The following is a 23,336-nucleotide window of genomic DNA, read 5'->3' on the forward strand; positions in this document are numbered from 1 at the left end:
GCCCGGTTACATTCCGAACCCGGAAGCTAAGCCTTACAGCGCCGATGGTACTGCAGGGGGGACCCTGTGGGAGAGTAGGACGCCGCCGAACAATTTTTGAGAAAGCCCCTGCCGGGAAACCGGCGGGGGCTTTCTGCGTTTACGGCTCCCCTATCGGGGAGTTGTCGGTCAGAGGCGTCCGGCTGCCTTCAGGGACAAATAGGCGTCAGCCAAAGCCGGCGCCAGGTTCTCCGGAGTCGCGTCCACGACTGTGACGCCGTGGCGGCGGAGTTGTTCGGCGGTGCGGTGGCGGTCCGTCTGTGCCTGGGCCGCTGCCGCGGCCTCGTAGACGGCGTCCGTGGTGCCCCGCGCGTTCGCCATGCGGTCGATATGGGGATCGGAGACGGACGCCACCAGGACCGTGTGGCGCTGCGTGAGGCGGGACAGGACGGGAAGGAGGCCCTCTTCGATGGGGGCCGCGTCCAGACTGGTCAGGAGGACGATCAAAGCCTGGCGAGGGGCCGTGCGGAGCGCCGTGGCGGTGAGGCCGCGCGCGTCCGTTTCGACGAGTTCCGGTTCGAGAGGGGCCATCGCGTTGACCAGGGACGGCAGGACATCGCTCGCCGAGCGGCCCTGGACGAGGGCTCGGACGCGGCGGTCGTAGGCCATGAGGTCCACGCGGTCTCCGGCGCGAGAGGCGAGGGCGGCCAGGAGGAGGGCCGCGTCCATCGAGGCGTCGAGGCGGGGGATGTCGCCCACACGGCCCGCTGAGGTTCGGCCCGTGTCCAGGACGAGGAGGATGTGGCGGTCGCGCTCGGGACGCCAGGTTCGTACCGCCACCGCGGACTGGCGGGCTGTGGCGCGCCAGTCGATCGAGCGGGTGTCGTCGCCGGGAACGTACTCGCGGAGGCTGTCGAACTCGGTGCCCTCGCCTCGGGTCAGGACGCTGGTACGTCCGTCCAGTTCGCGGAGACGGGCCAGCTTGGACGGCAGGTGTTTGCGGCTGGTGAACGGCGGCAGGACGCGTACCGCCCAGGGAACCCTGTGGCTCGCCTGGCGGGTGAAGAGGCCGAGGGGGCCGTACGAGCGGATCGTGACCTTGTCGGCCTGACGGTCGCCTCTGCGTGTGGGGCGCAGGCGGGTGGTGACACGGCGGCGTTCCCCCGCGGGCACGGTGAGCCGGTGGCGGGAGGCGGCGACTTCGGTGCCGGGGAGCCAGCTGCTCGGGGGCCAGGCGTCCCGCAGGTGGGTGCGCAGGGTGCGGGTGGAGGGGTTGGTGACGGTCAGAGTGACGTCCGCCGTTTCGCCGAGGCGTGCTGAGGTGTCCCCGGAGCGGGTGAGGCTCAGGCGGCGCACCGGGGCGGCCAGGGCGTAGTCGCAGGCGCACGCCAGGGCCAGCGGGGCGTTCACCACGAGGATGCCCGTCCAGCTGGGCTCCCAGATGCCCACCGGGAGGGTGCCGAGGGCCGCGAGGAGCGCGGCGCGTCCGGTGGGGGCCATCAGCGGGGAACGGGGACGTGGGCGAGGATCGCGTTGATGACCGAGTCGGCCGTCACGCCTTCCATCTCCGCCTCCGGGCGGAGCTGGACGCGGTGGCGGAGCGTCGGGAGCGCGAGTGCCTTGACGTCGTCGGGGATGACGTAGTCGCGGCCCGTCAGCCAGGCCCAGGCGCGGGAGGCCGCGAGGAGGGCCGTGGCGCCTCGGGGGGAGACACCGAGGGTGAGGGACGGCGATTCGCGGGTGGCGCGGCAGACGTCGACGACGTAGGCGGTGATCTCGGGGGAGACGGTCGTCTTGGCCACGGCGGCGCGTGCGGCTTCGAGGTCGGCGGCGTTCGCGACGGGGCGTACGCCGGCGGCGCGCAGGTCGCGCGGGTTGAAGCCGGCGGCGTGGCGGGTGAGGACGTCGATCTCGTCCTGGCGGGACGGGAGCGGGACCGTGAGCTTGAGGAGGAAGCGGTCCAGTTGCGCTTCGGGCAGGGGGTAGGTGCCCTCGTACTCGACAGGGTTCTGGGTCGCGGCGACCAGGAACGGGTCGGGGAGGGGACGGGGGGTGCCGTCGACCGTGACCTGGCGTTCCTCCATGGCTTCCAGGAGGGACGACTGGGTCTTCGGCGGGGTGCGGTTGATCTCGTCCGCGAGGAGGAGGTTGGTGAAGACCGGGCCGGGCTGGAAGGAGAACTCGGCGGTGCGGGTGTCGTAGACGAGGGAGCCCGTGACGTCGCTCGGCATCAGGTCCGGGGTGAACTGGACGCGCTTGGTGTCCAGTTCCAGTGCGGATGCGAGGGCGCGGACCAGCAGCGTCTTGGCGACCCCGGGGACTCCTTCCAGGAGGACGTGTCCGCGGCAGAGGAGGGCGACGACGAGGCCGGTCACGGCGGGGTCCTGGCCGACCACGGCTTTGGCGATCTCCGCGCGCAGCGCCTCCAGGGCGGCTCGGGCGGTGCCCGGGTCCCCGGTGGTGCCGGCGTTGTCAGTGGTCGGGTCCATCATGAACGGCGTACCTCTCTTTCGAGGGCGTCGAGTCGGTCGGTGAGGGCGATGAGGGCGGTGTCGTCGCTGGGCGGCGGGCCGAAGAGGAGTGTGTGCAGGGTCTGTCCGTCGCCGTGGAGGTGGGCGGACAGAGCGGGGAGCAGGGCCTCGGGCGTGTGCGCCCGGGAGACGGGGACACCTACGAGGGGGGCGAGGCGCGTGCGGGTGGTGGAGCGAAGAGCGGCGGCCGCGCGGTCACGGGCGTTGGCCTTGCGGTAGAGGCGGGCGCGGCCTTCGACGGTCTCGGAGGCGCGGATCGCGACGGGGAGTTTCTCGGGCACCAGGGGGCCGAGTCGGCGTGCCCGCCAGAAGGCGGCGATGAGGCCCGCGACGAACAGTTGCAGGGTGCCCCAGAGCCAGCCCGAGGGGAGCAGGTCGAAGAAGCTGCGGTCGCCGGTGGTGGCCGAGTCGTCGGCGAGCGAGGGGAGGTACCAGACCAGATGGGGGCGCGAGCCGAGGAGTTGGAGGGCGAGGGAGGCGTTGCCCTGCTCGTCGAGGCGGTCGTTGTAGAGGATGTCGGGGGCGCCGATGACGACGGTGTCGCCGTCCCCTTCGGCAGCGGGGAGGCGTACGAGGCTGGGCAGACCGCTCTCGGGGTAGCAGGTGTCGGCGTCGCGGGTGGTGACCTGGTAGCGGACGCCGCCGAGGTCGGCGGTGCCCGCCCGGCCGGCCTCGGGGAGGTCGCAGCGGGGCGCGAGTGTGGAGTCGAAGCTGGGGGCGGGGTCGGCGGTGACTCCGGGGGCGAGGGTGCCGACGGACGGGGTGCCGGGGGCGACGAGGAGCGTGCGGCCGCCGGAGGTGGACGTCGCCGTGCGCAGGCGGCGCTGCTGGGAGTCGGTGAGCAGGTCCGGGACGGCGATGAGGAGGGTGGTGTCGGGTGCCGCGGCGGCGGTCGCCTCGTCGAGGGTGGTGACCACGCGGGTGGAGACGCCGTTGTCGTCGAGGAGTTCGGCGATCGCGCGGCTGCCGTGGGGGTCGGCGGAGCGCGGGTCGAGGCGGCCGTGTTCGGCGCCGGAGCGGATGACCGCGATCACGACGGCCGCGGTCAGGAGGATCACGAGGGCGATGACGACGCCGCGTGCGTGGCCCCACAGTTGACGGGCGGTGGGCGAGGCCGAGGTGTCCGGGAGCGTGGCCTCAGCGGTCATTCGGCGGCCCCCCGGTGGCTGTCGCGGGTCGTGCTCGTCGTGCTGTGGGCGCTGCTGCCGGTCAGGGCGGGCTTGGCGCGCTCCAGGTCGTCGTCGAGGGCGGCGAGGTGGCGGTATGTTCCTTCGGCGGCGGCCCGGCCGCCGTATGTGACGTCGTCGAAGTCCCGGGCGGCGGTGCGGAGTCGGTCCGCGTGGGACGGGAGCGCGGCTCCCGCTTCGGAGGCGGCCTCGTCGGCGGTGCGACCCGGGCGTACGTCGAGGAGGGCGCGTTCCTCCAGGGAGCGGACCACCGCGCGCATGCGTTCCTGGACGGCCTGGTTCCAGTGGCCCTGGGCGGCCTGCGCCTCGGCGGCCGCGCGGTGTTCGGCGGCGCTGCGGGGGCGGTCGTCGAAGAGCGGGGCGGAGGAGGCGGGGGTGCGGTGCGGGGTGCCGAGGCGCCACCACAGGGCGCCGACGAGGGCCAGGACGGCCAGGACGATCACGGCGAGGCCGATCGCGCCGCCGGGGGTGGCGGCGGAGGCGGTGCCGAACAGCTTGTCGATCCAGTCCCAGAAGGCGTCCATGGCGCGCTCGTACCAGCTGGGGTCGTTCTCGTGGTACATGCCCTTGGACAGTTCGCGCCGGGCCGCCTCCCGCGCGGGATCGCGCGGGAGGGTGACCGGTGGTTCGTCCGCCGAGCGCCAGCCGATGGGGACGGCGGTCAGAACTCCCCCCGAGAGTCTCACCGCATCAGCTCCCCGGGGTGGCGGTGGAGGCGTTGCCGCCGTAGTCCTGGACGCCGGCGGCGCGGGCCAGTTCGAGGTCGAGGGCCTCGCGGCGGATGCGCTGGTCGATGTAGAGGAGCACGGTGACGCCCGCGCTGATCGGGAAGGTGATCGTGGAGCCGATGACCGAGCCGACGCCGCTGATGACGAGGTACGTCCAGCCGAGTTCGGTGCTGCCGGTGAGCAGTCCGGAGAAGCCCTCCCCGTCGAGGGCCGTGCCGAGGACGGCGAAGGGGATCACGACGATCGACGCGACGACGTAGGCGATGATCGCGGCCAGCAGCTGGATGCCGAGGACGCGCCACCAGGAGCCGCGCACCAGCTTGACGGAGCGGCTCATGGACTTGCGGACGCCCTGCTTCTCCAGCATGAGGGCGGGCGAGGCGAGCGAGAAGCGGATCATCAGCCACACGGCGAGGACGAAACCGCCGAGTCCGCCGAACACGGCGAGGACCACGCCCGCGCCGTCGGCGCCGCCGGCGACGAGGAGGATGCCGGGCAGGAGGCCGACGGTCATGACCAGGACGGCGATCAGGGGCAGCAGGAGGGTGAGGCCGCCCAGCCGGAGGAGTTGCGGGCGGGCGTCCCGCCATGCCTCGCCGGTGGTCACCTTCTTGCCGAGGACGGCTCGGCTGGTCACGGTCGTGAGCAGGGCCGTCGCGATGATGGTGCCGAGCAGGGAGATCACCAGGACGGCGGAGGTGCTCAGCAGGGTCTCGCCGAGGGCGCGGCTCAGCTCGCCGGGTGTGGCGGTGGGGTCGCTGAGGACGTCGGCGTTCGCGGTGTCGTTGAGGATGAGGCCCTGGAGCAGGATGACCGCGATCTGGGTGACGACGGCGACGGTCAGGGAGATCCCGAGGACCGTGCGCCAGTGGGTGCGCATGGTGGAGACCGCGCCGTCGAGGATCTCACCGACGCCGAGGGGGCGCAGCGGGATCACGCCGGGCTTGGCGGCGGGCGGGGGGCCGCCCCATCCGCCGCCCCAGCCGGGTGCGCCGGGGCCGGGGTGGCCGCCGGGGGCTCCGTAGGCGCCGGGCGGGCCGTAGCCGCCGGGGCCGGGGTAGGGGGCGCCCGGGCCGGGGTGAGGCCCGCCGGGGTGGGCGCCCCAGCCCGGGGTGGGCTGCGGCGGTGGCGGGGCCTGACCGGGGCCCTGCGGGCTCGGGTTGCTCCACTGGGCGGGCGGGGGCTGCTCCTTGGACCACTTGGACGGCGGTTGCGTCTGGTCCGCGCCGCTCTGGTCGGCCGGCTGCGGGGTGTCCTGCCGGCCCGCGTCCTGGCCGTCCGAGGGGGTCGATCCGGGCGAGGCCCAGCCCGGAGTGTCCTTCATCGTCGCTCCTTCACGGTGCTCGTCCGCGGTCGCGGCGGCAGGTTGGCGCCCATCGTGCCACGCGGTGTCCGGGAAGGGACGGGGGGCCGTATGGGCTGCGCACCTTCAATTGTCCGTCGGATACGGGGCAGACTGACGGCATGGCTGATCAGTACGCGCGATCCGGCGACGACGCCCGGCCGACCGAGACCCCTGCGATCCGATGGGAGGAGCCACCCGAAGGCCCCGTCGTGGTCCTGCTGGACCAGACGAGACTGCCGGCCGAGGAGGTCGAGCTGGTGTGCACCGACGCGTCCGCGTTGGTGGAGGCGATCCGTTCGCTCGCCGTGCGCGGGGCGCCGCTGCTGGGTATCGCCGGGGCGTACGGCGTCGCGCTCGCCGCCGCGCGGGGCTTCGCGGTGGAGGAGGCCGCCGAGGCGCTGGCCGGGGCCCGGCCGACCGCGGTGAACCTGTCGGTCGGGGTGCGGCGGGCGCGGAGCGCGTATCTGGCCGAGCTCGGCCGTACCGGTGACCAGAAGCTGGCCGCGGGGGCCGCCCTCGCCGCCGCGCGGGCCCTGCACCAGGAGGACGCCGAGGCCAGCGCCCGTATGGCGGGGCACGGGCTGGCGCTGCTCGACGAGCTGCTGCCGGGCGGCGGGCACCGGGTGCTCACGCACTGCAACACCGGCGCCTTGGTGTCGGGCGGTGAGGGCACTGCGTTCGCGGTGGCGCTGGCGGCGCACAGGGCGGGGCGGCTGCGCCGGCTGTGGGTGGACGAGACGCGGCCGCTGCTCCAGGGCGCCCGGCTCACGGCGTACGAGGCGGCGCGCAACGGGATGGCGTACACCTTGCTCACGGACAACGCCGCGGGCTCGCTGTTCGCGGCCGGGGAGGTCGACGCCGTGCTGGTGGGGGCCGACCGGATCGCCGCCGACGGTTCGGTGGCGAACAAGGTGGGGACCTATCCGCTCGCGGTGCTGGCGCGGTACCACCATGTGCCGTTCATCGTGGTGGCGCCGGTGACGACGGTGGACCCGGACACCGCGGACGGGGCGTCCATCGAGGTGGAGCAGCGCGGGGGTCATGAGGTGACGGAGATCACAGCGCCCCAGGTGCCGGTGGCGGGAGCGGAGGCGGGGGGCGGTATCCCGGTGGCGCCGCTCGGGACCCAGGCGTACAACCCGGCGTTCGACGTGACACCGCCGGAGTTGGTGACGGCGATCGTCACCGAGGAGGGGGCGGTGTCACCGGTGACGGCCGACGCGCTCGCGGAGCTGTGTGGCAGGTCACGACAGGTAACGATTTAGTTAATGGGATGATGTCGTTTATGAAGGGACGAGTCCTTGTCGTCGACGACGACACCGCACTGGCCGAGATGCTCGGCATCGTGCTGCGTGGTGAAGGTTTTGAGCCGTCTTTCGTAGCCGACGGCGACAAGGCGCTGGCCGCGTTCCGTGAGGCGAAACCGGATCTGGTGCTGCTCGATCTGATGCTGCCGGGCCGTGACGGGATCGAGGTGTGCCGCCTGATCAGGGCGGAGTCCGGGGTGCCGATCGTGATGCTCACGGCGAAGAGCGACACCGTCGATGTCGTCGTGGGCCTGGAGTCGGGCGCGGACGACTACATCGTGAAGCCGTTCAAGCCGAAGGAGCTGGTGGCCCGGATCCGGGCGCGGCTGCGGAGGTCGGAGGAGCCGGCGCCGGAGCAGCTCGCCATCGGGGACCTGGTCATCGACGTGGCCGGGCACTCCGTGAAGCGGGACGGACAGTCGATCGCGCTGACGCCGCTGGAATTCGATCTTCTGGTGGCGCTGGCGCGGAAGCCGTGGCAGGTGTTCACTCGAGAGGTCCTGCTGGAGCAGGTCTGGGGGTACCGCCATGCGGCGGACACCCGTCTGGTGAACGTTCATGTGCAGCGGCTGCGTTCCAAGGTCGAGAAGGACCCGGAGCGGCCGGAGATCGTGGTGACTGTCCGTGGTGTCGGATACAAGGCAGGGCCCAGCTGACATGTCCGGGGACAGCGCCGCTTCGGCGCCCGGTCAGTCCGGGACCCGCACGGAGCGGCCTGTCGGCCGGAAGACGTCGGGTTCCCGCTGGGGGCGTCTTCTCGAGGGAGGGCTGCTGCGGGGCGGAGTCCAGGGCAGTCCGGTCCTGAGGCTCTTCATGCGCTGGGTGCGCCGTCCGCTGCTGCCCGTGATGCGGCTGTGGCGACGCAACATCCAGCTCAGGATCGTCGTCACCACCCTGCTGATGTCGCTGAGTGTGGTGCTGCTGCTGGGCTTCGTCGTCATCGGGCAGGTGCGCAACGGACTGCTGGACGCCAAGGTCAAGGCATCGCAGAGCCAGGCCACGGGCGGGTTCACGGTGGCCGAGCAGCGGGCCGACAGCGCGGCGAGCGCGGCCGGCGACGACAGCGGTGAGCTGAACGGCGACCGGGGGCAGAACGTCGTCGAGTGGATGACCAACCTGGTGAAGTCCCTGTCCAGCGGTGGACAGGGCGCGTTCGACGTCGTGACGCTCAGCCCGGCCTCCGCGGACGGCGAGACCGGCGGGCTCAGCCCGCGCGCCTCCGGTGGCGTGGCCTGGGATCTCAGCGTGCCCATGGCGCTGCGTGAGCGCGTGGACGACGGCACCAGCACCGTGCAGAGCTACACGCGGATCTCCTACACCAACGGCCGGGAGTCGCAGCCGGCGTTGATCATCGGTAAGCAGGTCAACGACCCGAACGGCAGGCCGTACCAGCTGTACTACCTCTTCCCGCTCACCCAGGAGGAGAAGTCCCTCAGCCTGGTCAAGGGCACGCTGGCGACGGCCGGGCTGTTCGTCGTCGTCCTCCTCGGGGCGATCGCCTGGCTCGTGGTGCGCCAGGTCGTCACACCGGTACGGATGGCGGCGGGGATCGCAGAGCGGCTGTCCGCCGGGCGGCTGCAGGAACGGATGAAGGTCAGCGGCGAGGACGACATCGCGCGTCTCGGTGAGGCCTTCAACAAGATGGCGCAGAACCTGCAGCTGAAGATCAGCCAGCTGGAGGACCTGTCGCGGATGCAGCGGCGGTTCGTCTCCGACGTGTCGCACGAGCTGCGGACACCGCTGACGACGGTCCGGATGGCGGCGGACGTCATCCATGACGCGCGCGTGGACTTCGACCCGGTGACCGCGCGGTCGGCCGAGCTGCTCGCCGACCAACTGGACCGGTTCGAGTCGCTGCTCGCGGACCTGCTGGAGATCAGCCGGTTCGACGCGGGAGCGGCGGCCCTGGAGGCCGAGCCGATAGACCTGCGCGAGGTCGTGCGGAAGGTCGTCAGCGGGGCCGAACCGCTCGCCGAGCGCAAGGGGTCGCGGATACGGGTCCTGGGCGACCAGCAGCCCGTCGTCGCCGAGGCCGACGCCCGGCGGGTGGAGCGGGTGCTGCGGAACCTCGTGGTCAACGCAGTGGAGCACGGCGAGGGCAAGGACGTGGTGGTCAAGCTGGCGGCGGCCGGCGGAGCGGTCGCGGTCGCGGTGCGCGACTACGGCGTGGGGCTCAAGCCGGGCGAGGCGACCCGTGTGTTCAGCCGTTTCTGGCGGGCCGACCCGGCACGCGCGCGTACCACCGGCGGAACGGGACTGGGACTGTCCATCGCGCTGGAGGACGCCCGGCTGCACGGCGGCTGGCTCCAGGCGTGGGGCGAGCCCGGCGGCGGTTCGCAGTTCCGGCTGACCCTGCCGAGGACGGCGGACGAGCCGCTGCGCGGCTCTCCGATACCCCTGGAACCGAAGGACTCCCGGCGCAGCCGGGGCCCCGCCGACGGCGCCGTGCGGTCCGGCGGCGGCAAGCTCGCCACGGTGCCGGTGCAGGCGGGGGAGCCCGGCGCCACCAGGGCGGCCATAGGGCCACTGCCGGGCGGCGGGCAGGCGCCCACGGCCGACCCGACGGCGCTGCCCGGCAACGGCGCGCGCGTGGTGTCCCGGCCCGGCGCGTCCCCCACGGCACCGCCCGCGCAGCGGAGCGGCGAGGACGCGGGCCAGTCGGAGGAACGGCCCTCCGAGGCCGGCCCCGAGCAGCAGCAGGCGAAGCAGGGGGAGGCATTCCGTGGGCGCTGACCGCGCGAAACGCGGCCGTGGGCGTCCGGTGCGGGCGACGGTGTACGTCGGCATCGGTGCCGTGCTGCTGGCGGGGTGCGCCTCGATGCCGGACAGCGGGGACATGCGCGACGTCGAGTCGACGCCGCGGCAGGACACGCAGGTACGGGTGTTCGCGCTGCCGCCCGCCGAGGACGCCCGGCCCGGGGAGATCGTGCAGGGTTTCCTGGAGGCCCTGACCAGTGACGACCCGAACTACGAGACGGCCCGCAAGTATCTGACCGGTGCCGCGCTGAAGAGGTGGGACCCGGGCACGTCGACCATGGTCCTCGCCGAGGCGCCCTCGCCGTACACGCAGGTCACGGGGAGCGAGCCGGACAGCACCGAGTACCGGTACGAGCTGACCGGCGAGAAGGTCGCCCGGGTGGACCGGCAGCACGCGTACACGCCGGCCAGTGGTGAGTACCAGGAGACCGTGCACCTCACGAAGGTGAAGGTCAAGGACAAGCAGCAGTGGCGCATCGACAAGCTGCCGCAGGGCGTGGTGCTCGGCCGGTCCGACTTCGAGCGCAACTACAAGTCGATCAACAAGTACTACTTCACCTCCGCCGCGCAGTCCGGTGAGGCGGGGAGGGTCGCCGACCCGGTGTACGTGCGCAGCCAGGTCGACCCGGTGACCCAGATCGTCCGGGATCTGCTGAAGGGCCCCACCCGCTGGCTGAACTGGGTCGCGAGGACCAGCTTCCCCTCGGGCACGGCGCTGCAGAAGGGCACCGAGCATCTGACGCCGGACGAGCAGAACAAGCTGGTCGTGCCGCTCAACAAGCGGGCCGACCGGGTCTCGGCGAGCAGGTGCCAGGAGATGGCCGCGCAGCTTCTGTTCACGCTCCAGGACTACATGCCCAACGGCATCGAAGAGGTCGAGCTGCTGGGGTCGACCGGGGCGCAGCTGTGCGTGCTCAGCGAGGACCAGAGCGGCGCCGGCGCCGGGCACCGGCCCGGCAAGGCCGTCGAGTACGAGTACTTCATCGACGGTGAGCACCGGCTCGTACGGCTGTCGGCGCGGGAGAGCACGCCGACTCCGGTGCCGGGTGACCTCGGTGAGGGCGTGAAGCAGCTGCGGTCGGCCGCCGTGTCACGTGACGAGGAGCGGGCGGCCGGGGTGTCGGCGGACGGCAGCGAGCTGTACGTGGCGCCGCTGACCTCGGGGGGTGCCGTCGGTGAACCGGTGCTGCGCAGCGGGGGCGCGACGGCCAAGGACCGGCTGACGACGCCCAGTTGGGACGGCCGGGGCGATCTGTGGGTGGCCGACCGCGATCCCAGGAAGCCGCGCCTGCTGGTCCTCGCGGACGGCAAGGGCGAGCCGCTGGAGGTGCGGACGTCGGGGCTCGACGGGCGCATCGAGGCGGTGCGCGTGGCCGCCGACGGGGTGCGGGCCGCGCTGATCGTGGAGAAGGGCGGCAAGCGGTCGCTGTTCATCGGGCGCGTCGAGCGGGACGCGGACGCCGACGGCACCACCGTCTCCATCGTCGACCCGCGGTCCGTGACACCGGACCTGGAGGACGTCTCGGCCATGTCGTGGGCAGGTGACAGCCGGCTCGTGGTGGTCGGCCGGGAGCCCGGTGGCGTGCAGCAGACCCGGTACGTGCAGGTCGACGGCTCCACGATGCCGGGTCTGGCGCCGTCGGCGCTGACCGGTGTGGAGGAGATCGCCGCGTCCGAGGACGAGAGCCAGCCGCTGGTCGCGCACTCGGCGGACGGCATCGTCCGGCTGGCCCCCGGGGAGCAGTGGCAGACGGTGGTCAAGGAGGGGACGACTCCGGTCTATCCGGGGTGAGCCCAGGGGGCGGCTGCCGCAGGCAGCCGAGCCTGTTCTGTGGTGTGCTCGGGGCCCTCCGTGGCGGGGGCTAACTCGTGTGGATGACAGTCCTGTTGGGGATCGGGGAGTTGTCCACAGGGGGTTTTCCACAGGGGTGGCAGGGTTTCGTCCGCGTTGGCACAGTGGTCGGCATGCGGGGGTGGTGGCAGGACCTCATGGATCTGGTGCTGCCGGCCGAGTGCGGAGGCTGTGGCAGGCCTCGCGAGGTGCTCTGTGCGGAGTGCCGCGCCGCCCTGATGGGGGCCGCACCGAGCCGGGTGCGGCCGGCGCCGGAACCGAGAGGGCTGCCCGAGGTGTACGCGGCGGCCGTGTACGAGGACGCGGTACGGGCGGCGCTGCTCGCGCACAAGGAAAGGGGCGCCCTGGCGCTCGCCGAACCCCTCGGCACGGCCTTGGCAGGGGCCGTCCGGGCCGGGCTGGGCGAGGCGTGGGCCGGGGGCGACGAGGACCCGCTACCGGGGTGTGGGGCTTCGGCGGCCGGTGGCGGGGGCGGTGCCCGCGGGGACGTGCTGCTGGTTCCGGTGCCGTCCGCGCGGCGGGCGGTGCTGGCGCGGGGGCACGACCCGGCGCGGCGGATCGCCCTCTCGGCGGCCCGGGTGCTGCGGCGTGCCGGGACGCCGGCCCGGGTGCTCTCGGTGCTGCGGCAGCGGCGAGCCGTGGCGGACCAGTCGGGGCTGGACTCCCGGCAGCGGCTGGCCAACCTCGCGGGCGCCCTGGAGGTGGCCGCCGGGGGCGTCCCCCTGCTGGGCGGCGGCAGGGTGGTGCTCGTCGACGACCTGATGACCACCGGGGCCTCACTCGCGGAGGCGGCACGAGCCGTTCGGGCGACACACGACACCTGGAGGGTGTCGACGGCGGCAGACGGGAAAGACGCTGGGCTAACGGCAAGGGAGGCGGACCGGAACCGAGGCCTCGGAGGAAGGCACCGGGCGGACCGTGCAGGTGAGGCGCTGTGCGCGGCGGTGGTCGCCGCGCCGCCGGACGCTTTCCAGATAAACCGGAACTGACAGAGAACTTGCATCGTTGCAGGTAATGAGAGGGTCAATTCACCTGAACGGAGGTACGTCTCAGTAGAGGGTGACGACATCCGTCCGGGCGAGATATGTTCGGTTGTGAGGGAATGGCCCCGGCCGTTCACCACATATCCGGATGCCGTACTGCGGGATTTCTGCAATCACCCGCAGCGATGGGGTGGAGATCTTGTCCACGGGGGAGGAGGAGGTGGAGTCACCGAGTCCGCGGTTCCGGAAGTAGCCGGAACCTGGTGCACAAGGGAGATGCTCCGCCAGTGGAGCGGAGCGATCCGGGAACGGAGTTCTGCGTGGACATCGTCGTCAAGGGCCGCAAGACCGAGGTGCCCGAGCGGTTCCGCAAGCACGTGGCCGAGAAGCTGAAGCTGGAGAAGATCCAGAAGCTCGACGGCAAGGTGATCAGCCTCGACGTCGAGGTGTCCAAGGAGCCCAACCCCCGACAGGCCGACCGCAGTGACCGAGTGGAGATCACGCTCCGCTCCCGCGGGCCGGTGATCCGGGCGGAGGCAGCGGCGAGCGATCCGTACGCGGCGCTCGACCTGGCGGCGGACAAGCTCGAGGCCCGGCTGCGCAAGCAGCACGACAAGCGGTACACGCGCAGGGGCGCGCGCAGGCTCACGGCCGCCGAGGTCGCCGACCACGTCCCGGGCGTGGCGACCCTCAACGGCAACGGATACGTCGTTGAGGAGGAGAAGACCGACGGCGTACCCACCAAGCGGATCGGCTCGCTCGAAGTGAAGGGCGAAGGCCCCCTCGTCGTCCGCGAGAAGACCCATGTCGCGTCCCCGATGAGCCTCGACCAGGCGCTCTACGAAATGGAGCTGGTCGGGCACGACTTCTATCTGTTCGTCGACTCCGAGACCAAGGAACCGAGCGTCGTCTACCGTCGGCACGCCTACGACTACGGCGTCATCCACCTCAGCACGGACCCGATGGTCGCAGAGGCGCACTCGAACGCCGCGGGCGGAACGCTCGGCGGCTGACCACGCCGGGTGACAGCTGAGCCGGTGCCCCTGGAGCGCGTGTGCGCCCCCAGGGGCACCGGTGTGCGACCCCCAGAAGCCCGCTCTGTCACCGCACTGTCGCCCGGGCATGAAATCATGGCCGAACCGGCCCCAACCGGCGGGTCGTTGCCTTGGGTTGGCGATGGCACAGAAACACAGGCCACGGCCTTCAGGGGGAGGAACGATGGCGGACAGCAGCTTCGGACCGATGCGCGACGCGGAGGCCGACGAGGGTTCCGTCGGCATGGGCCCCGCGGCGGGTTCCCGCAAGGAGCCCATCCGGGTCCTCGTCGTGGACGATCACGCGCTCTTCCGCCGCGGTCTGGAGATCGTGCTCGCCGCCGAGGAGGACATCCAGGTCGTCGGCGAGGCCGGCGACGGGGCTGAGGCGGTGGACAAGGCGGCCGACCTGCTGCCCGACATCGTGCTGATGGACGTCCGGATGCCCAAGCGCGGCGGTATCGAGGCGTGCACCTCCATCAAGGAGGTGGCCCCCAGCGCGAAGATCATCATGCTGACGATCAGCGACGAGGAGGCCGACCTCTACGACGCGATCAAGGCCGGCGCGACGGGCTACCTCCTCAAGGAGATCTCCACGGACGAGGTGGCCACGGCCATTCGCGCGGTCGCCGACGGACAGTCGCAGATCAGCCCGTCCATGGCGTCGAAGCTGCTCACCGAGTTCAAGTCGATGATCCAGCGGACCGACGAGCGGCGACTGGTGCCGGCGCCCCGGCTGACGGACCGGGAGCTGGAAGTCCTCAAGCTCGTGGCGACCGGCATGAACAACCGGGACATCGCCAAGGAGTTGTTCATCTCCGAGAACACCGTGAAGAACCACGTGCGCAACATCCTGGAGAAGCTGCAACTGCACTCCAGGATGGAGGCCGTGGTGTACGCGATGCGGGAGAAGATCCTCGAGATCCGGTGACCCCGGGTCAGGCCAGTGCGCGGGTGAGCTCCCCGACCAGGCGGTCGCGGAGCTCGGGGGCGTCCACGCGCTCCACGCGGACGTTGGTGCAGTCCACCCAACTCGCCGCCTCCAACAGGGCCTGGGCGACGGCCGGGACCGCCTTCGGGCCGTTGAGGGTGACCTGCTTGGCGACCAGGGTGCGGCCGTCGCGGGCCGGGTCGACGCGGCCGACGAGGTGGCCGCCGGACAGCACCGGCATCGCGAAGTAGCCGTGGACGCGCTTCTGCCTGGGGACGTACGCCTCCAGGCGGTGGGTGAAGCCGAAGACGCGTTCCGTGCGGGCCCGCTCCCAGATCAGGGAGTCGAACGGGGACAGCAGCGTCGTGCGGTGGCGGCCGCGCGGAGGCGTCGCCAGGGCCGCCGGATCGGCCCAGGCCGGCTTGGACCAGCCCTCCACCGTCACCGGCACCAGGCCCGAGTCGGCGACGACCGCGTCGAACTGCTCGCCCTTGAGGCGGTGGTAGTCGGCGATGTCCGCGCGGGTGCCGACGCCGAGGGCCTCGCCGGCCAGGCGCACCAGACGGCGCAGGCACTCGGTGTCGTCCAGCTCGTCATGGAGCAGCTCGGTGGGGACGGCGCGCTCGGCGAGGTCGTACACCCGCTTCCAGCCGCGCCGCTCCACGCAGACCACCTCGCCGTACATCAGGGCGCGTTCGACGGCGACCTTCTCGCCGGACCAGTCCCACCACTCGCTGGTGCGCTTCGCGCCGCCCAGTTCCGTGGCGGTGAGCGGGCCCTCGTCGCGGAGCTGCTTGATGACGCGGTCGTAGGCGCCGTCGGGCAGTTCGTGGCCCCACTGGGGGCGGGCGCGGTAGGCGCGGCGGCGGAACGCGAAGTGGGGCCACTCCTCGATGGGGAGGATGCAGGCGGCGTGGGACCAGTACTCGAAGGCGTGGGGGCGGGCCGGGTGCGCGCCGTCGGGGGCGGTGGCCCAGTAGGCCCTGTCGACCGCGGTGCGGCCTATGGCGCCGAGGCGGGCGTACGGGACGAGTTCGTGGGAGCGGGCGAGGACCGAGATCGTGTCGAGTTGGACCGCGCCCAGGTGGCGGAGCACGCCGCGGACGCCGGACCTGCGGTCGGGGGCGCCGAGGAAGCCCTGGGCCCGCAGGGCGATGCGGCGGGCCTCGTCCGCGGTGAGTTCTGTCGTGGGGGGCGGCAGGGGTGTCATGGTCCGCAGGGTAGGCCAGGGCACTGACAAGCGGGGCTGAGCTGGGAGAATCCGGCGGTTGAGCAGCGCCCCCGGGGCCGGACGTCAGCGGGGAGCCGGCAGGTAGGGGGACGTGGAGGGGAGGCTCAGGTCCGAGGGGAGGAGGGAGCCCACCCAGCAGTCGCGGAGGGTGCCGTTGTTGTTGAGGGCGGAGCGGAGGGTGCCCTCCACGGTGAAGCCGGTGTTCTCGGCGACCGCGCGGGACGCGGTGTTGCCGACCTCGGCGCGCCATTCGAGGCGGTCGACGGCGAGCGTGGTGAAGGCCCAGCGGGCGGCGACCCGGGTCGCCTCGGTGGTGTAGCCGTTGCGGCGGTGCTCCTTCGCCGTCCAGAAGCCGATCTCGGCGGTGCCGAGGGACCGCAGGGTGATGCCGAGCATGCCCGTCAGCGCGCCGGAGGGGAGGAAGACGCCGAAGGTGAACATGGAGGCGGTGGCCCAGCCCTCGGGGACCGCGTGCTCGACGAAGGTCACCGCGTGCTCGCGCAGATACGGCGAGGGGATCGTGGTCCAGCGCTGGATGTCCGGGTCCTGCGCGGCGGCGTACACCGTGTCGGTGTCGCGCGCGTCCACGGCGCGCAGCAGCAGGCGCTCGGTGGTCAGGGTGACGGGGTCCATCGGGCGATTGTGCTCGGGGCGGCGGACGGGCGCCATCTCATTTGCGCCCGTTCTGTGAACGCGTACGTGACGCGGCAGGGGCAGGCGGTCACAATTCGTGCATTTCGTGGGCGGAACGCGGCACCATCGGCGACGCCCGCCCGTTGTCCTGGTGGCTGTCAGGGCCAGACCTCCCGGCATGGCGGGGTCCTCGCTTACGATGGCCGTTGCTCAAGCTGTGATTTGAAACTGTCAATCGAAACCGACCGTCCCAGGCCCGACCGGCAAGGAGACAAACCCCCGTGTCCGTCCTCTCGAAGATCATGCGTGCAGGCGAAGGCAAGATCCTGCGCAAGCTGCACCGCATCGCGGACCAGGTCAACTCCATCGAAGAGGACTTCGTCGACCTCTCCGACGCCGAGCTGCGGGCCCTCACCGATGAGTACAAGCAGCGGTACGCCGACGGTGAGAGCCTGGACGACCTGCTCCCCGAGGCGTTCGCCACCGTGCGCGAGGCCGCCAAGCGCGCCCTCGGCCAGCGTCACTACGACGTGCAGATCATGGGCGGCGCCGCCCTCCACCTCGGCTACGTGGCCGAGATGAAGACCGGTGAGGGCAAGACCCTCGTCGGTACCCTGCCCGCGTACCTGAACGCGCTGTCCGGCAAGGGCGTCCACCTCATCACGGTCAACGACTACCTGGCCGAGCGCGACTCCGAGATGATGGGTCGCGTCCACAAGTTCCTGGGCCTGAGCGTCGGCTGCATCCTCGCCAACATGACGCCCGCCCAGCGCCGCGAGCAGTACAACTGCGACATCACGTACGGCACGAACAACGAGTTCGGCTTCGACTACCTCCGCGACAACATGGCGTGGTCCAAGGACGAGCTCGTCCAGCGCGGCCACAACTTCGCGATCGTCGACGAGGTCGACTCCATCCTCGTCGACGAGGCCCGTACGCCGCTGATCATCTCCGGCCCCGCCGACCAGGCCACCAAGTGGTACGGCGACTTCGCCAAGCTGGTGCAGCGCCTGAAGAAGGGCGAGCCCGGCAACCCGCTCAAGGGCATCGAGGAGACCGGCGACTACGAGGTCGACGAGAAGAAGCGCACCGTCGCCATCCACGAGTCCGGCGTCTCCAAGGTCGAGGACTGGCTGGGCATCGACAACCTCTACGAGTCGGTGAACACGCCGCTGGTGGGCTACCTGAACAACGCCATCAAGGCGAAGGAGCTCTTCAAGAAGGACAAGGACTACGTCGTCATCGACGGCGAGGTCATGATCGTCGACGAGCACACGGGCCGTATCCTCGCCGGCCGCCGCTACAACGAGGGCATGCACCAGGCGATCGAGGCGAAGGAAGGGGTGCCGATCAAGGACGAGAACCAGACGCTCGCCACGATCACCCTGCAGAACTTCTTCCGCCTCTACAAGCGCCACGACCACGACGGCAAGGAGATGCCGGGCCTGTCCGGCATGACCGGTACGGCCATGACCGAGGCCGCCGAGTTCCACCAGATCTACAAGCTCGGCGTGGTCCCGATCCCCACCAACAGGCCGATGATCCGCAAGGACCAGTCGGACCTGATCTACCGCACCGAGGTCGCCAAGTTCGAGGCGGTCGTCGACGACATCGTCGAGAAGCACGAGAAGGGCCAGCCGATCCTCGTCGGTACGACGTCGGTCGAGAAGTCCGAGTACCTCTCGCAGCAGCTCAGCAAGCGCGGTGTCCAGCACGAGGTGCTGAACGCCAAGCAGCACGACCGTGAGGCGATCATCGTCGCCCAGGCCGGCCGCAAGGGCGCCGTGACCGTCGCCACCAACATGGCCGGCCGTGGTACGGACATCAAGCTCGGCGGCAACCCCGAGGACCTTGCCGAGGCGGAGCTGCGCCAGCGCGGCCTCGACCCCGAGGAGCACATCGAGGAGTGGGCCGCGGCCCTGCCCGAGGCCCTGGCGAAGGCCGAGGCGGCGGTCAAGGCCGAGAAGGAGGAGGTCGAGGCCCTCGGCGGTCTCTACGTCCTCGGCACCGAGCGGCACGAGTCCCGCCGTATCGACAACCAGCTGCGCGGTCGTTCCGGCCGTCAGGGCGACCCGGGCGAGTCCCGCTTCTACCTCTCCCTCGGCGACGACCTGATGCGCCTGTTCAAGGCCCAGATGGTCGAGCGCGTGATGTCCATGGCGAACGTGCCGGACGACGTGCCGATCGAGAACAAGATGGTCACTCGCGCGATCGCGTCCGCCCAGTCGCAGGTCGAGCAGCAGAACTTCGAGACCCGTAAGAACGTCCTCAAGTACGACGAGGTCCTCAACCGGCAGCGCGAGGTCATCTACGGCGAGCGGCGCCGCGTCCTGGAGGGCGAGGACCTGCACGAGCAGATCCAGCACTTCATGGACGACACGATCGACGCGTACATCGCCGCCGAGACCGCCGAGGGCTTCGCCGAGGAGTGGGACCTCGACCGGCTGTGGGGCGCGTTCAAGCAGCTCTACCCGGTGAAGGTCACCATCGAGGAGCTGGAGGAGGCGGCCGGCGACCGGGCCGGACTGACGCCCGAGTTCATCGCCGAGTCCATCAAGGACGACATCTACGAGCAGTACCAGGCACGTGAGGAGCAGCTCGGCTCCGAGATCATGCGTGAGCTGGAGCGCCGGGTGGTCCTGTCCGTCCTGGACCGCAAGTGGCGTGAGCACCTCTACGAGATGGACTACCTCCAGGAGGGCATCGGCCTGCGCGCGATGGCCCAGAAGGACCCGCTGGTCGAGTACCAGCGCGAGGGCTTCGACATGTTCACCGCGATGATGGAGGGCATCAAGGAGGAGTCCGTCGGCTACCTGTTCAACCTGGAGGTCCAGGTCGAGCAGCAGGTCGAGGAGGTCCCCGTCGAGGACGCCACGCCGTCCCTCGACAAGGGCGACGCGGTGCCGGCCCAGGCGGGTGCCTCGCGGCCGGAGATCCGGGCGAAGGGGCTGGAGGCCCCGCAGCGCCGGGACCGGCTGCACTTCTCCGCGCCGACCGTCGACGGCGAGGGCGGCATCGTCGAGGGCGACCTGCCCGAGGACGAGCCCATCCGCTCCGAGGCCGACGGCCTCACCCGCGCTGAGCGCCGCAAGCAGCAGGGCCGGGCGGGCGGCCGCCGCCGCAAGAAGTAACCACGGCTGCCGGTGCCCGGTGCCGCTGCGCGGGATGCGGGGCGGTGAGTGGCCGTAGGCCGTGCGACAGGGAAGGGCCGGGCATCTTCGGATGCCCGGCCCTTCCGCGCACCCGGGTCGCACCGCCGGGCAGCGGGCCGCACCGCCGGGCAGCGGGCCGCACGGCCGGGCAGCGGGCCGCACGGCCGGGCAGCGGGCCGCACGGCCGGTGCGGCTCGGGGTCCACCCCGCCGTCCGCGTGGGGGCGGGTGGCGACGGCCGGTGGCGACGGCCGGTGCGCCCGGTGGGCGTGGGTGGGCTGTGGGGCTGGGGCCGGGGCGGGGGTCAGTGGTCGTCCCTTTGGGGGCGCCTTGGGCCGCCCAGTTCGACTGCTGTGCAGCGCCAGCGGTGGTCGGGGCCGTGTTCCAGGCGGAAGGCCATCGCGCTGAGGCGGTCGCCCGCGGCGATGCGGGCGAAGACTTCCAGGGCGCCGGGGGCGGCCACGTAGTAGCCGATGTCGCGGACGACCGGCTCCGCGCCATGAGCGCTGCGCAGGGGGCCCTGTTCGGCGAGCCAGGCCAGCTCGTCGTAGGCCCGGCCCGCGGTGTGGCGCAGCATGCTGTGGACCGGGCGGCGGCCGCTCAGGACGGCCAGCAGGAGGTCCGCGAAGCGGTCGGTGGGGCGGGGCAGCGGGGCGGGCGCGGCAGTCAGGACTCCGGGGAGGAGAAGCGCGGCTGCGCTCCGGCCCGCACCACGTCCGGCCGCGGCCGCTCCTCGACCTCCGCCCGGGCCGCGGCCGGGGCGGCGCGAGTCGTGGCGGACGGGCGGGCGGGTGCCGGGGCGGCGCTGGGTCCTGGTCATGACCTTGTTCATCGGGATCCCCGTTCGTCGGTGGCGGTAGCGGTGGCGGTGGCGGTGGCGGTGAGCTGCGGGTACCAGTCGGTAACTTCGTGTTGGGGATCTTGTTACGAGGTACGGGGCGGGCCCCGCAAGGAACGGCGACGCGCGGCGGGCGGCCCGGACAGTTCACCTATCAGGGTGACGAGGACGGCTTCCGTGGCCGCTGCGGCGGAGGTGTGCCGGGTGAGGCGGTGGGCGTGGGGTGGACGGGGCCGGAGGGTCGGGCGGGGGCTCGAAAGAGGACGCCCGCACGTATCCTGAAGGCCCGTCGGGACCCATGGACCGCCCCGGGCCCCTTCCGGGGTGCGGGACCGATCCCCACGGGGTACGGATCGTTCCCGGCGAGGCGGATCCCTCGTCGGAGCCCTCCGCGGAGCCTTGACAGCGAACACGACTACGAAAGCGGCCTGCCATGCGCGTCTACGTCCCCCTGACCCTTCCCGGGCTCGCCGAGGCGTACAAGACGGGGCAGTTGGGGGAGGGGCCGTTCGTCGCGTACGCCGTCACGCCGGCGCTGCGCGAGTGGTACCTGTCCGACGACATCGAGGAGTTGGAGTACGCCGCGCTGAACCGGGCCGCCCTCGCGTCGCTGCGGCTGATCGCGGTGGAGCCGGGGGCCGCCCGGCGCCGGGTCGTCGTGGCGGTGGACGTGGCCGACCGGGACGCCGTCGCCGACCCCGACCGGGGGCTCGACCCGACGGCGCTCGGCGAGGTGCGGGTCGCCGGGCCGGTGTCCTTGGCCAAGGCGGCGGCCGTGCACGTCGACTCGGCGGAGGCCGAGGCCGAGGTGTCCGAGGCGGCGGACGCGCTCGGGGCGGCGGACCAGGGCGACGACGACGCCCAGTTCATCGTCGACGGGGCGGACGACCACGAACTGCTCTGGTACGCGACGCAGGAGATCCCGAACCTGGTGGGCCTCGGGGAGTGACACCGCCGGCACTCGGCCGGTGCGCGGTGCGCGGTGGCCGGTGCCCGGTGCGCGGTGGCCGGTGGCCGGACGACGGTACCGGTGCCGCCGGCCCGCCCGGTCCGCGGGTCGTACGCGTATGCGGGGTGCGTACTCCAGGTCACGGTGCGTTGTCAGTGGTGGGGGGTAGTTTCTTCGGTATGGGGAAGCACGGCGCAGGGGCGCACATCGTCTGGGACTGGAACGGCACGCTGTTCCATGACAACGACGCGATCATCGGGGCGACGAACGCGGCGTTCGCCGAGCTGGGGATCGAGCCGCTCACCCTGGAGCGGTACCGGGAGCTGTACTGCGTGCCGGTGCCGAAGTTCTACGAGCGGCTGATAGGGCGGCTGCCCACCGATGAGGAGTGGGACGCGATGGACGTCGTCTTCCATCGGTACTACGCCGAGCACCGCGTCGCGTGCGGGCTCACCGACGGGGTGCCCACGCTGCTCGCCGACTGGCGGTCCGAGGGGCACAGCCAGTCGATCCTCAGCATGTACGTGCACGAGGAACTGGTGCCGCTGGTGCGGGGGTTCGGGATCGAACCGCACTTCGTACGGGTCGACGGGCGGCGGGGGCCGTCCGGGGGCAGCAAGGCCGAGCACATGGTGCGGCACCTGCGCCGGCTCGTCGGGGTGGAGCCCGAGCGGACGGTGGTGATCGGGGACGCCGCTGACGACGCGGTCGCCGCCCGCCACGTCGGGGCGCGGGCCGTCCTCTACACCGGGGGGTCCCACAGCCGGGCCAGCCTGGAGACCGTACCCGGGGTGCCCGTGGTGGACACCCTGGAGGAGGCGGTCATGGAGGCCGAGCGGCTGGCGGCGTAGCGGTCACCGAAGCGGACGAGCGGCCCCCCGGGGGCGTCGGCGCCGGGGCGGAGGAGCGGGCCCCGGTGCGGCCGGGGCCGAGGACGCCCGCTCCCCGCGGGGGCGGCCGGGTCAGGTCGCCGGGGCCTTCGCTCGCAGGACCTTCAGGAACTCCCGCATCCAGCTCGGGTGGTCCGGCCAGGCCCGTGCGGAGACGAGGGTGCCGTCGATCACGGTCTCGGCGTCCTGGAAGGTCGCCCCGGCGGACTGCATGTCCAGCTCCAGGGCGGGGTACGCCGTGACGCGGCGGCCGTGGAGCGCGTCCACGGCGGCGGTGAGCAGTGGCCCGTGGCAGATCTGCGCGACCGGCTTGTCGGTGTCGAAGAACGACTTGAGGATCTTGCGCAGCTCCGGGTCGTTGCGGAGGTACTCCGGGGCCCGGCCGCCGGGGATGACGAGGGCGGCGTACTGGCCCGGGTCGACCTCGGAGAACGCCAGGTCCGCGGGCCAGGTGTAGCCGGGTTTCTCGGTGTAGGTGTCGAAGCCGGGTTCGAAGTCATGGACGACGAAGCGGAGCTGCTTGCGGGCGGGGGCGGCGATGTGGACCTCGTAGCCCTCCTCCCGCAGGCGCTGGTAGGGGTACAGGACCTCCAGCGACTCGGCCGCGTCACCGGTGATGATCAGGATCTTGGCTGTCATGGCGGGTTCCCCTCGGCTCGTGATGGTTCGTCTCGTCGGGGTGTCCTGGGCAACGTGCGTCGGGTGTCCTGGGCAACGTGCATCCAGGGTGGGGGTTTGCCAAGGGGGTGTGCGGCGACGCGGTGCCGGAGCGGGCCTTTCGCCACCTGCTTGGCGGCAGCCTCACCCTCCGATTGTCGCCTCGACCCATACTCCGGCGCATTCCGGTCACTCGGTGTTCGGCTGGAGCCCCGAGACGGCCCGCGAGCGGGAGAACCGCCGCCCGCGCCCTGCACAGGCGGCACAGTTGAGCGGGAGTATGCTCGGGTGGGCGGGATGAGTGTGGAGGTCGGGTGGTTGTCTCTGTGTGGAATGTCAAAGTTCTGGCCCCG

General features: G+C 71.9%; 19 protein-coding genes and 1 rRNA gene. 11 read left to right on the forward strand and 9 right to left on the reverse strand.

All coding sequences use genetic code 11. From position 1 onward, the window contains the following. Positions 1 to 91, forward strand: a 5S ribosomal RNA gene (gene rrf / locus ACZ4Z2_RS35025); the annotation flags it as partial. A 77-nt stretch (positions 92 to 168) separates the two neighbouring features. Here rrf and ACZ4Z2_RS35030 read toward each other — a convergent pair. The 5 genes from ACZ4Z2_RS35030 to ACZ4Z2_RS35050 are packed head-to-tail and all read right to left on the reverse strand — an operon-like array spanning position 169 to position 5,749. Then, positions 169 to 1,479, reverse strand: a complete 1,311-nt coding sequence (locus tag ACZ4Z2_RS35030) for a DUF58 domain-containing protein (RefSeq protein ID WP_468081625.1) — start codon at positions 1,477 to 1,479, stop codon at positions 169 to 171. Continuing rightward, entirely contained in the window at positions 1,479 to 2,468 is a 990-nt protein-coding gene (locus ACZ4Z2_RS35035; protein ID WP_468081665.1) for an AAA family ATPase, read from the reverse strand. Before ACZ4Z2_RS35035 ends, ACZ4Z2_RS35030 begins: the two co-directional genes overlap by 1 nt. Then, positions 2,468 to 3,658 carry a DUF4350 domain-containing protein gene (locus ACZ4Z2_RS35040; RefSeq protein ID WP_468081627.1) on the reverse strand — a complete coding sequence of 397 codons (1,191 nt, stop codon included), beginning with the start codon at positions 3,656 to 3,658 and terminating at the stop codon, positions 2,468 to 2,470. Before ACZ4Z2_RS35040 ends, ACZ4Z2_RS35035 begins: the two co-directional genes overlap by 1 nt. Continuing rightward, a complete protein-coding gene (locus ACZ4Z2_RS35045; RefSeq protein ID WP_468081628.1) occupies positions 3,655 to 4,383 on the reverse strand; it encodes a DUF4129 domain-containing protein in 729 nt (242 codons plus the stop codon). Before ACZ4Z2_RS35045 ends, ACZ4Z2_RS35040 begins: the two co-directional genes overlap by 4 nt. A gap of 4 nt (positions 4,384 to 4,387) precedes the next feature. Continuing rightward, positions 4,388 to 5,749 carry a DUF7847 domain-containing protein gene (locus ACZ4Z2_RS35050; protein ID WP_468081630.1) on the reverse strand — a complete coding sequence of 454 codons (1,362 nt, stop codon included), beginning with the start codon at positions 5,747 to 5,749 and terminating at the stop codon, positions 4,388 to 4,390. Positions 5,750 to 5,889: 140 nt separating this feature from the next. Here ACZ4Z2_RS35050 and mtnA point away from each other — a divergent pair, with 140 nt between their 5' ends. The 7 genes from mtnA to ACZ4Z2_RS35085 all read left to right on the forward strand — a co-directional run bounded on the left by mtnA (position 5,890) and on the right by ACZ4Z2_RS35085 (position 14,634). After that, positions 5,890 to 7,035, forward strand: a complete 1,146-nt coding sequence (gene mtnA / locus ACZ4Z2_RS35055) for an S-methyl-5-thioribose-1-phosphate isomerase (protein ID WP_468081631.1) — start codon at positions 5,890 to 5,892, stop codon at positions 7,033 to 7,035. An 8-nt stretch (positions 7,036 to 7,043) separates the two neighbouring features. Then, positions 7,044 to 7,733, forward strand: coding sequence for a two-component system response regulator MtrA (mtrA, locus tag ACZ4Z2_RS35060; protein ID WP_187283109.1), 690 nt, complete (start codon positions 7,044 to 7,046; stop codon positions 7,731 to 7,733). Position 7,734: 1 nt separating this feature from the next. Further along, positions 7,735 to 9,810, forward strand: coding sequence for an MtrAB system histidine kinase MtrB (mtrB, locus tag ACZ4Z2_RS35065; protein ID WP_468081633.1), 2,076 nt, complete (start codon positions 7,735 to 7,737; stop codon positions 9,808 to 9,810). After that, positions 9,800 to 11,626 (forward strand): LpqB family beta-propeller domain-containing protein, encoded by a 1,827-nt coding sequence (locus ACZ4Z2_RS35070; RefSeq protein WP_468081635.1) that lies wholly within the window; start codon positions 9,800 to 9,802, stop codon positions 11,624 to 11,626. The genes mtrB and ACZ4Z2_RS35070 overlap by 11 nt, the downstream gene beginning before the upstream one ends. A gap of 173 nt (positions 11,627 to 11,799) precedes the next feature. Next, positions 11,800 to 12,675 (forward strand): ComF family protein, encoded by an 876-nt coding sequence (locus ACZ4Z2_RS35075; RefSeq protein WP_468081636.1) that lies wholly within the window; start codon positions 11,800 to 11,802, stop codon positions 12,673 to 12,675. A gap of 314 nt (positions 12,676 to 12,989) precedes the next feature. Next, positions 12,990 to 13,682 carry a ribosome hibernation-promoting factor, HPF/YfiA family gene (gene hpf, locus ACZ4Z2_RS35080; RefSeq protein WP_468081638.1) on the forward strand — a complete coding sequence of 231 codons (693 nt, stop codon included), beginning with the start codon at positions 12,990 to 12,992 and terminating at the stop codon, positions 13,680 to 13,682. A 205-nt stretch (positions 13,683 to 13,887) separates the two neighbouring features. Then, a complete protein-coding gene (locus ACZ4Z2_RS35085; protein WP_468081639.1) occupies positions 13,888 to 14,634 on the forward strand; it encodes a response regulator in 747 nt (248 codons plus the stop codon). 7 nt (positions 14,635 to 14,641) lie between these two features. Here the strand turns inward: ACZ4Z2_RS35085 and ACZ4Z2_RS35090 are convergent, their stop codons facing one another. Both ACZ4Z2_RS35090 and ACZ4Z2_RS35095 read right to left on the reverse strand, forming a co-directional pair. Then, positions 14,642 to 15,844, reverse strand: a complete 1,203-nt coding sequence (locus tag ACZ4Z2_RS35090; protein ID WP_468081640.1) for a winged helix-turn-helix domain-containing protein — start codon at positions 15,842 to 15,844, stop codon at positions 14,642 to 14,644. An 84-nt stretch (positions 15,845 to 15,928) separates the two neighbouring features. Then, positions 15,929 to 16,498, reverse strand: a complete 570-nt coding sequence (locus ACZ4Z2_RS35095) for a GNAT family N-acetyltransferase (RefSeq protein WP_468081641.1) — start codon at positions 16,496 to 16,498, stop codon at positions 15,929 to 15,931. A gap of 281 nt (positions 16,499 to 16,779) precedes the next feature. Between ACZ4Z2_RS35095 and secA the strand changes: the two genes are divergently transcribed. After that, a complete protein-coding gene (secA, locus tag ACZ4Z2_RS35100; protein ID WP_468081643.1) occupies positions 16,780 to 19,629 on the forward strand; it encodes a preprotein translocase subunit SecA in 2,850 nt (949 codons plus the stop codon). Between the two features lie 324 nt (positions 19,630 to 19,953). Here secA and ACZ4Z2_RS35105 read toward each other — a convergent pair whose 3' ends face one another. Continuing rightward, positions 19,954 to 20,481: an Rv3235 family protein gene (locus tag ACZ4Z2_RS35105; protein ID WP_468081645.1), complete on the reverse strand. Its 528-nt coding sequence runs from the start codon at positions 20,479 to 20,481 to the stop codon at positions 19,954 to 19,956. Positions 20,482 to 20,920: 439 nt separating this feature from the next. Here ACZ4Z2_RS35105 and ACZ4Z2_RS35110 point away from each other — a divergent pair, with 439 nt between their 5' ends. Both ACZ4Z2_RS35110 and ACZ4Z2_RS35115 read left to right on the forward strand, forming a co-directional pair. Beyond that, positions 20,921 to 21,436 carry a DUF6912 family protein gene (locus ACZ4Z2_RS35110; protein ID WP_468081646.1) on the forward strand — a complete coding sequence of 172 codons (516 nt, stop codon included), beginning with the start codon at positions 20,921 to 20,923 and terminating at the stop codon, positions 21,434 to 21,436. Between the two features lie 179 nt (positions 21,437 to 21,615). Beyond that, the gene (locus tag ACZ4Z2_RS35115) at positions 21,616 to 22,287 is read left to right on the forward strand and encodes an HAD family hydrolase (protein ID WP_468081648.1); all 672 of its coding nucleotides are present in this window, start codon (positions 21,616 to 21,618) and stop codon (positions 22,285 to 22,287) included. A gap of 111 nt (positions 22,288 to 22,398) precedes the next feature. Here the strand turns inward: ACZ4Z2_RS35115 and ACZ4Z2_RS35120 are convergent, their stop codons facing one another. Then, a complete protein-coding gene (locus tag ACZ4Z2_RS35120) occupies positions 22,399 to 22,965 on the reverse strand; it encodes a DJ-1/PfpI family protein (RefSeq protein WP_468081650.1) in 567 nt (188 codons plus the stop codon). Positions 22,966 to 23,336 lie beyond the last annotated feature (371 nt).

It is taken from the genome of Streptomyces sp. NPDC030183, from assembly GCF_055573455.1.

Bases quoted from the DNA above. Each gene is read 5' to 3' on its own strand.
- mtrA (WP_187283109.1), top strand. From the start codon at position 7,044: ATGATGTCGTTTATGAAGGGACGAGTCCTTGTCGTCGACGACGACACC.
- ACZ4Z2_RS35040 (WP_468081627.1), bottom strand. From the start codon at position 3,658: ATGACCGCTGAGGCCACGCTCCCGGACACCTCGGCCTCGCCCACCGCC.
- mtnA (WP_468081631.1), top strand. From the start codon at position 5,890: ATGGCTGATCAGTACGCGCGATCCGGCGACGACGCCCGGCCGACCGAG.
- ACZ4Z2_RS35095 (WP_468081641.1), bottom strand. From the start codon at position 16,498: ATGGACCCCGTCACCCTGACCACCGAGCGCCTGCTGCTGCGCGCCGTG.
- ACZ4Z2_RS35075 (WP_468081636.1), top strand. From the start codon at position 11,800: ATGCGGGGGTGGTGGCAGGACCTCATGGATCTGGTGCTGCCGGCCGAG.
- ACZ4Z2_RS35110 (WP_468081646.1), top strand. From the start codon at position 20,921: ATGCGCGTCTACGTCCCCCTGACCCTTCCCGGGCTCGCCGAGGCGTAC.
- ACZ4Z2_RS35085 (WP_468081639.1), top strand. From the start codon at position 13,888: ATGGCGGACAGCAGCTTCGGACCGATGCGCGACGCGGAGGCCGACGAG.
- ACZ4Z2_RS35120 (WP_468081650.1), bottom strand. From the start codon at position 22,965: ATGACAGCCAAGATCCTGATCATCACCGGTGACGCGGCCGAGTCGCTG.
- mtrB (WP_468081633.1), top strand. From the start codon at position 7,735: ATGTCCGGGGACAGCGCCGCTTCGGCGCCCGGTCAGTCCGGGACCCGC.
- ACZ4Z2_RS35050 (WP_468081630.1), bottom strand. From the start codon at position 5,749: ATGAAGGACACTCCGGGCTGGGCCTCGCCCGGATCGACCCCCTCGGAC.
- ACZ4Z2_RS35115 (WP_468081648.1), top strand. From the start codon at position 21,616: ATGGGGAAGCACGGCGCAGGGGCGCACATCGTCTGGGACTGGAACGGC.
- ACZ4Z2_RS35035 (WP_468081665.1), bottom strand. From the start codon at position 2,468: ATGGACCCGACCACTGACAACGCCGGCACCACCGGGGACCCGGGCACC.
- ACZ4Z2_RS35105 (WP_468081645.1), bottom strand. From the start codon at position 20,481: ATGAACAAGGTCATGACCAGGACCCAGCGCCGCCCCGGCACCCGCCCG.
- ACZ4Z2_RS35030 (WP_468081625.1), bottom strand. From the start codon at position 1,479: ATGGCCCCCACCGGACGCGCCGCGCTCCTCGCGGCCCTCGGCACCCTC.
- ACZ4Z2_RS35090 (WP_468081640.1), bottom strand. From the start codon at position 15,844: ATGACACCCCTGCCGCCCCCCACGACAGAACTCACCGCGGACGAGGCC.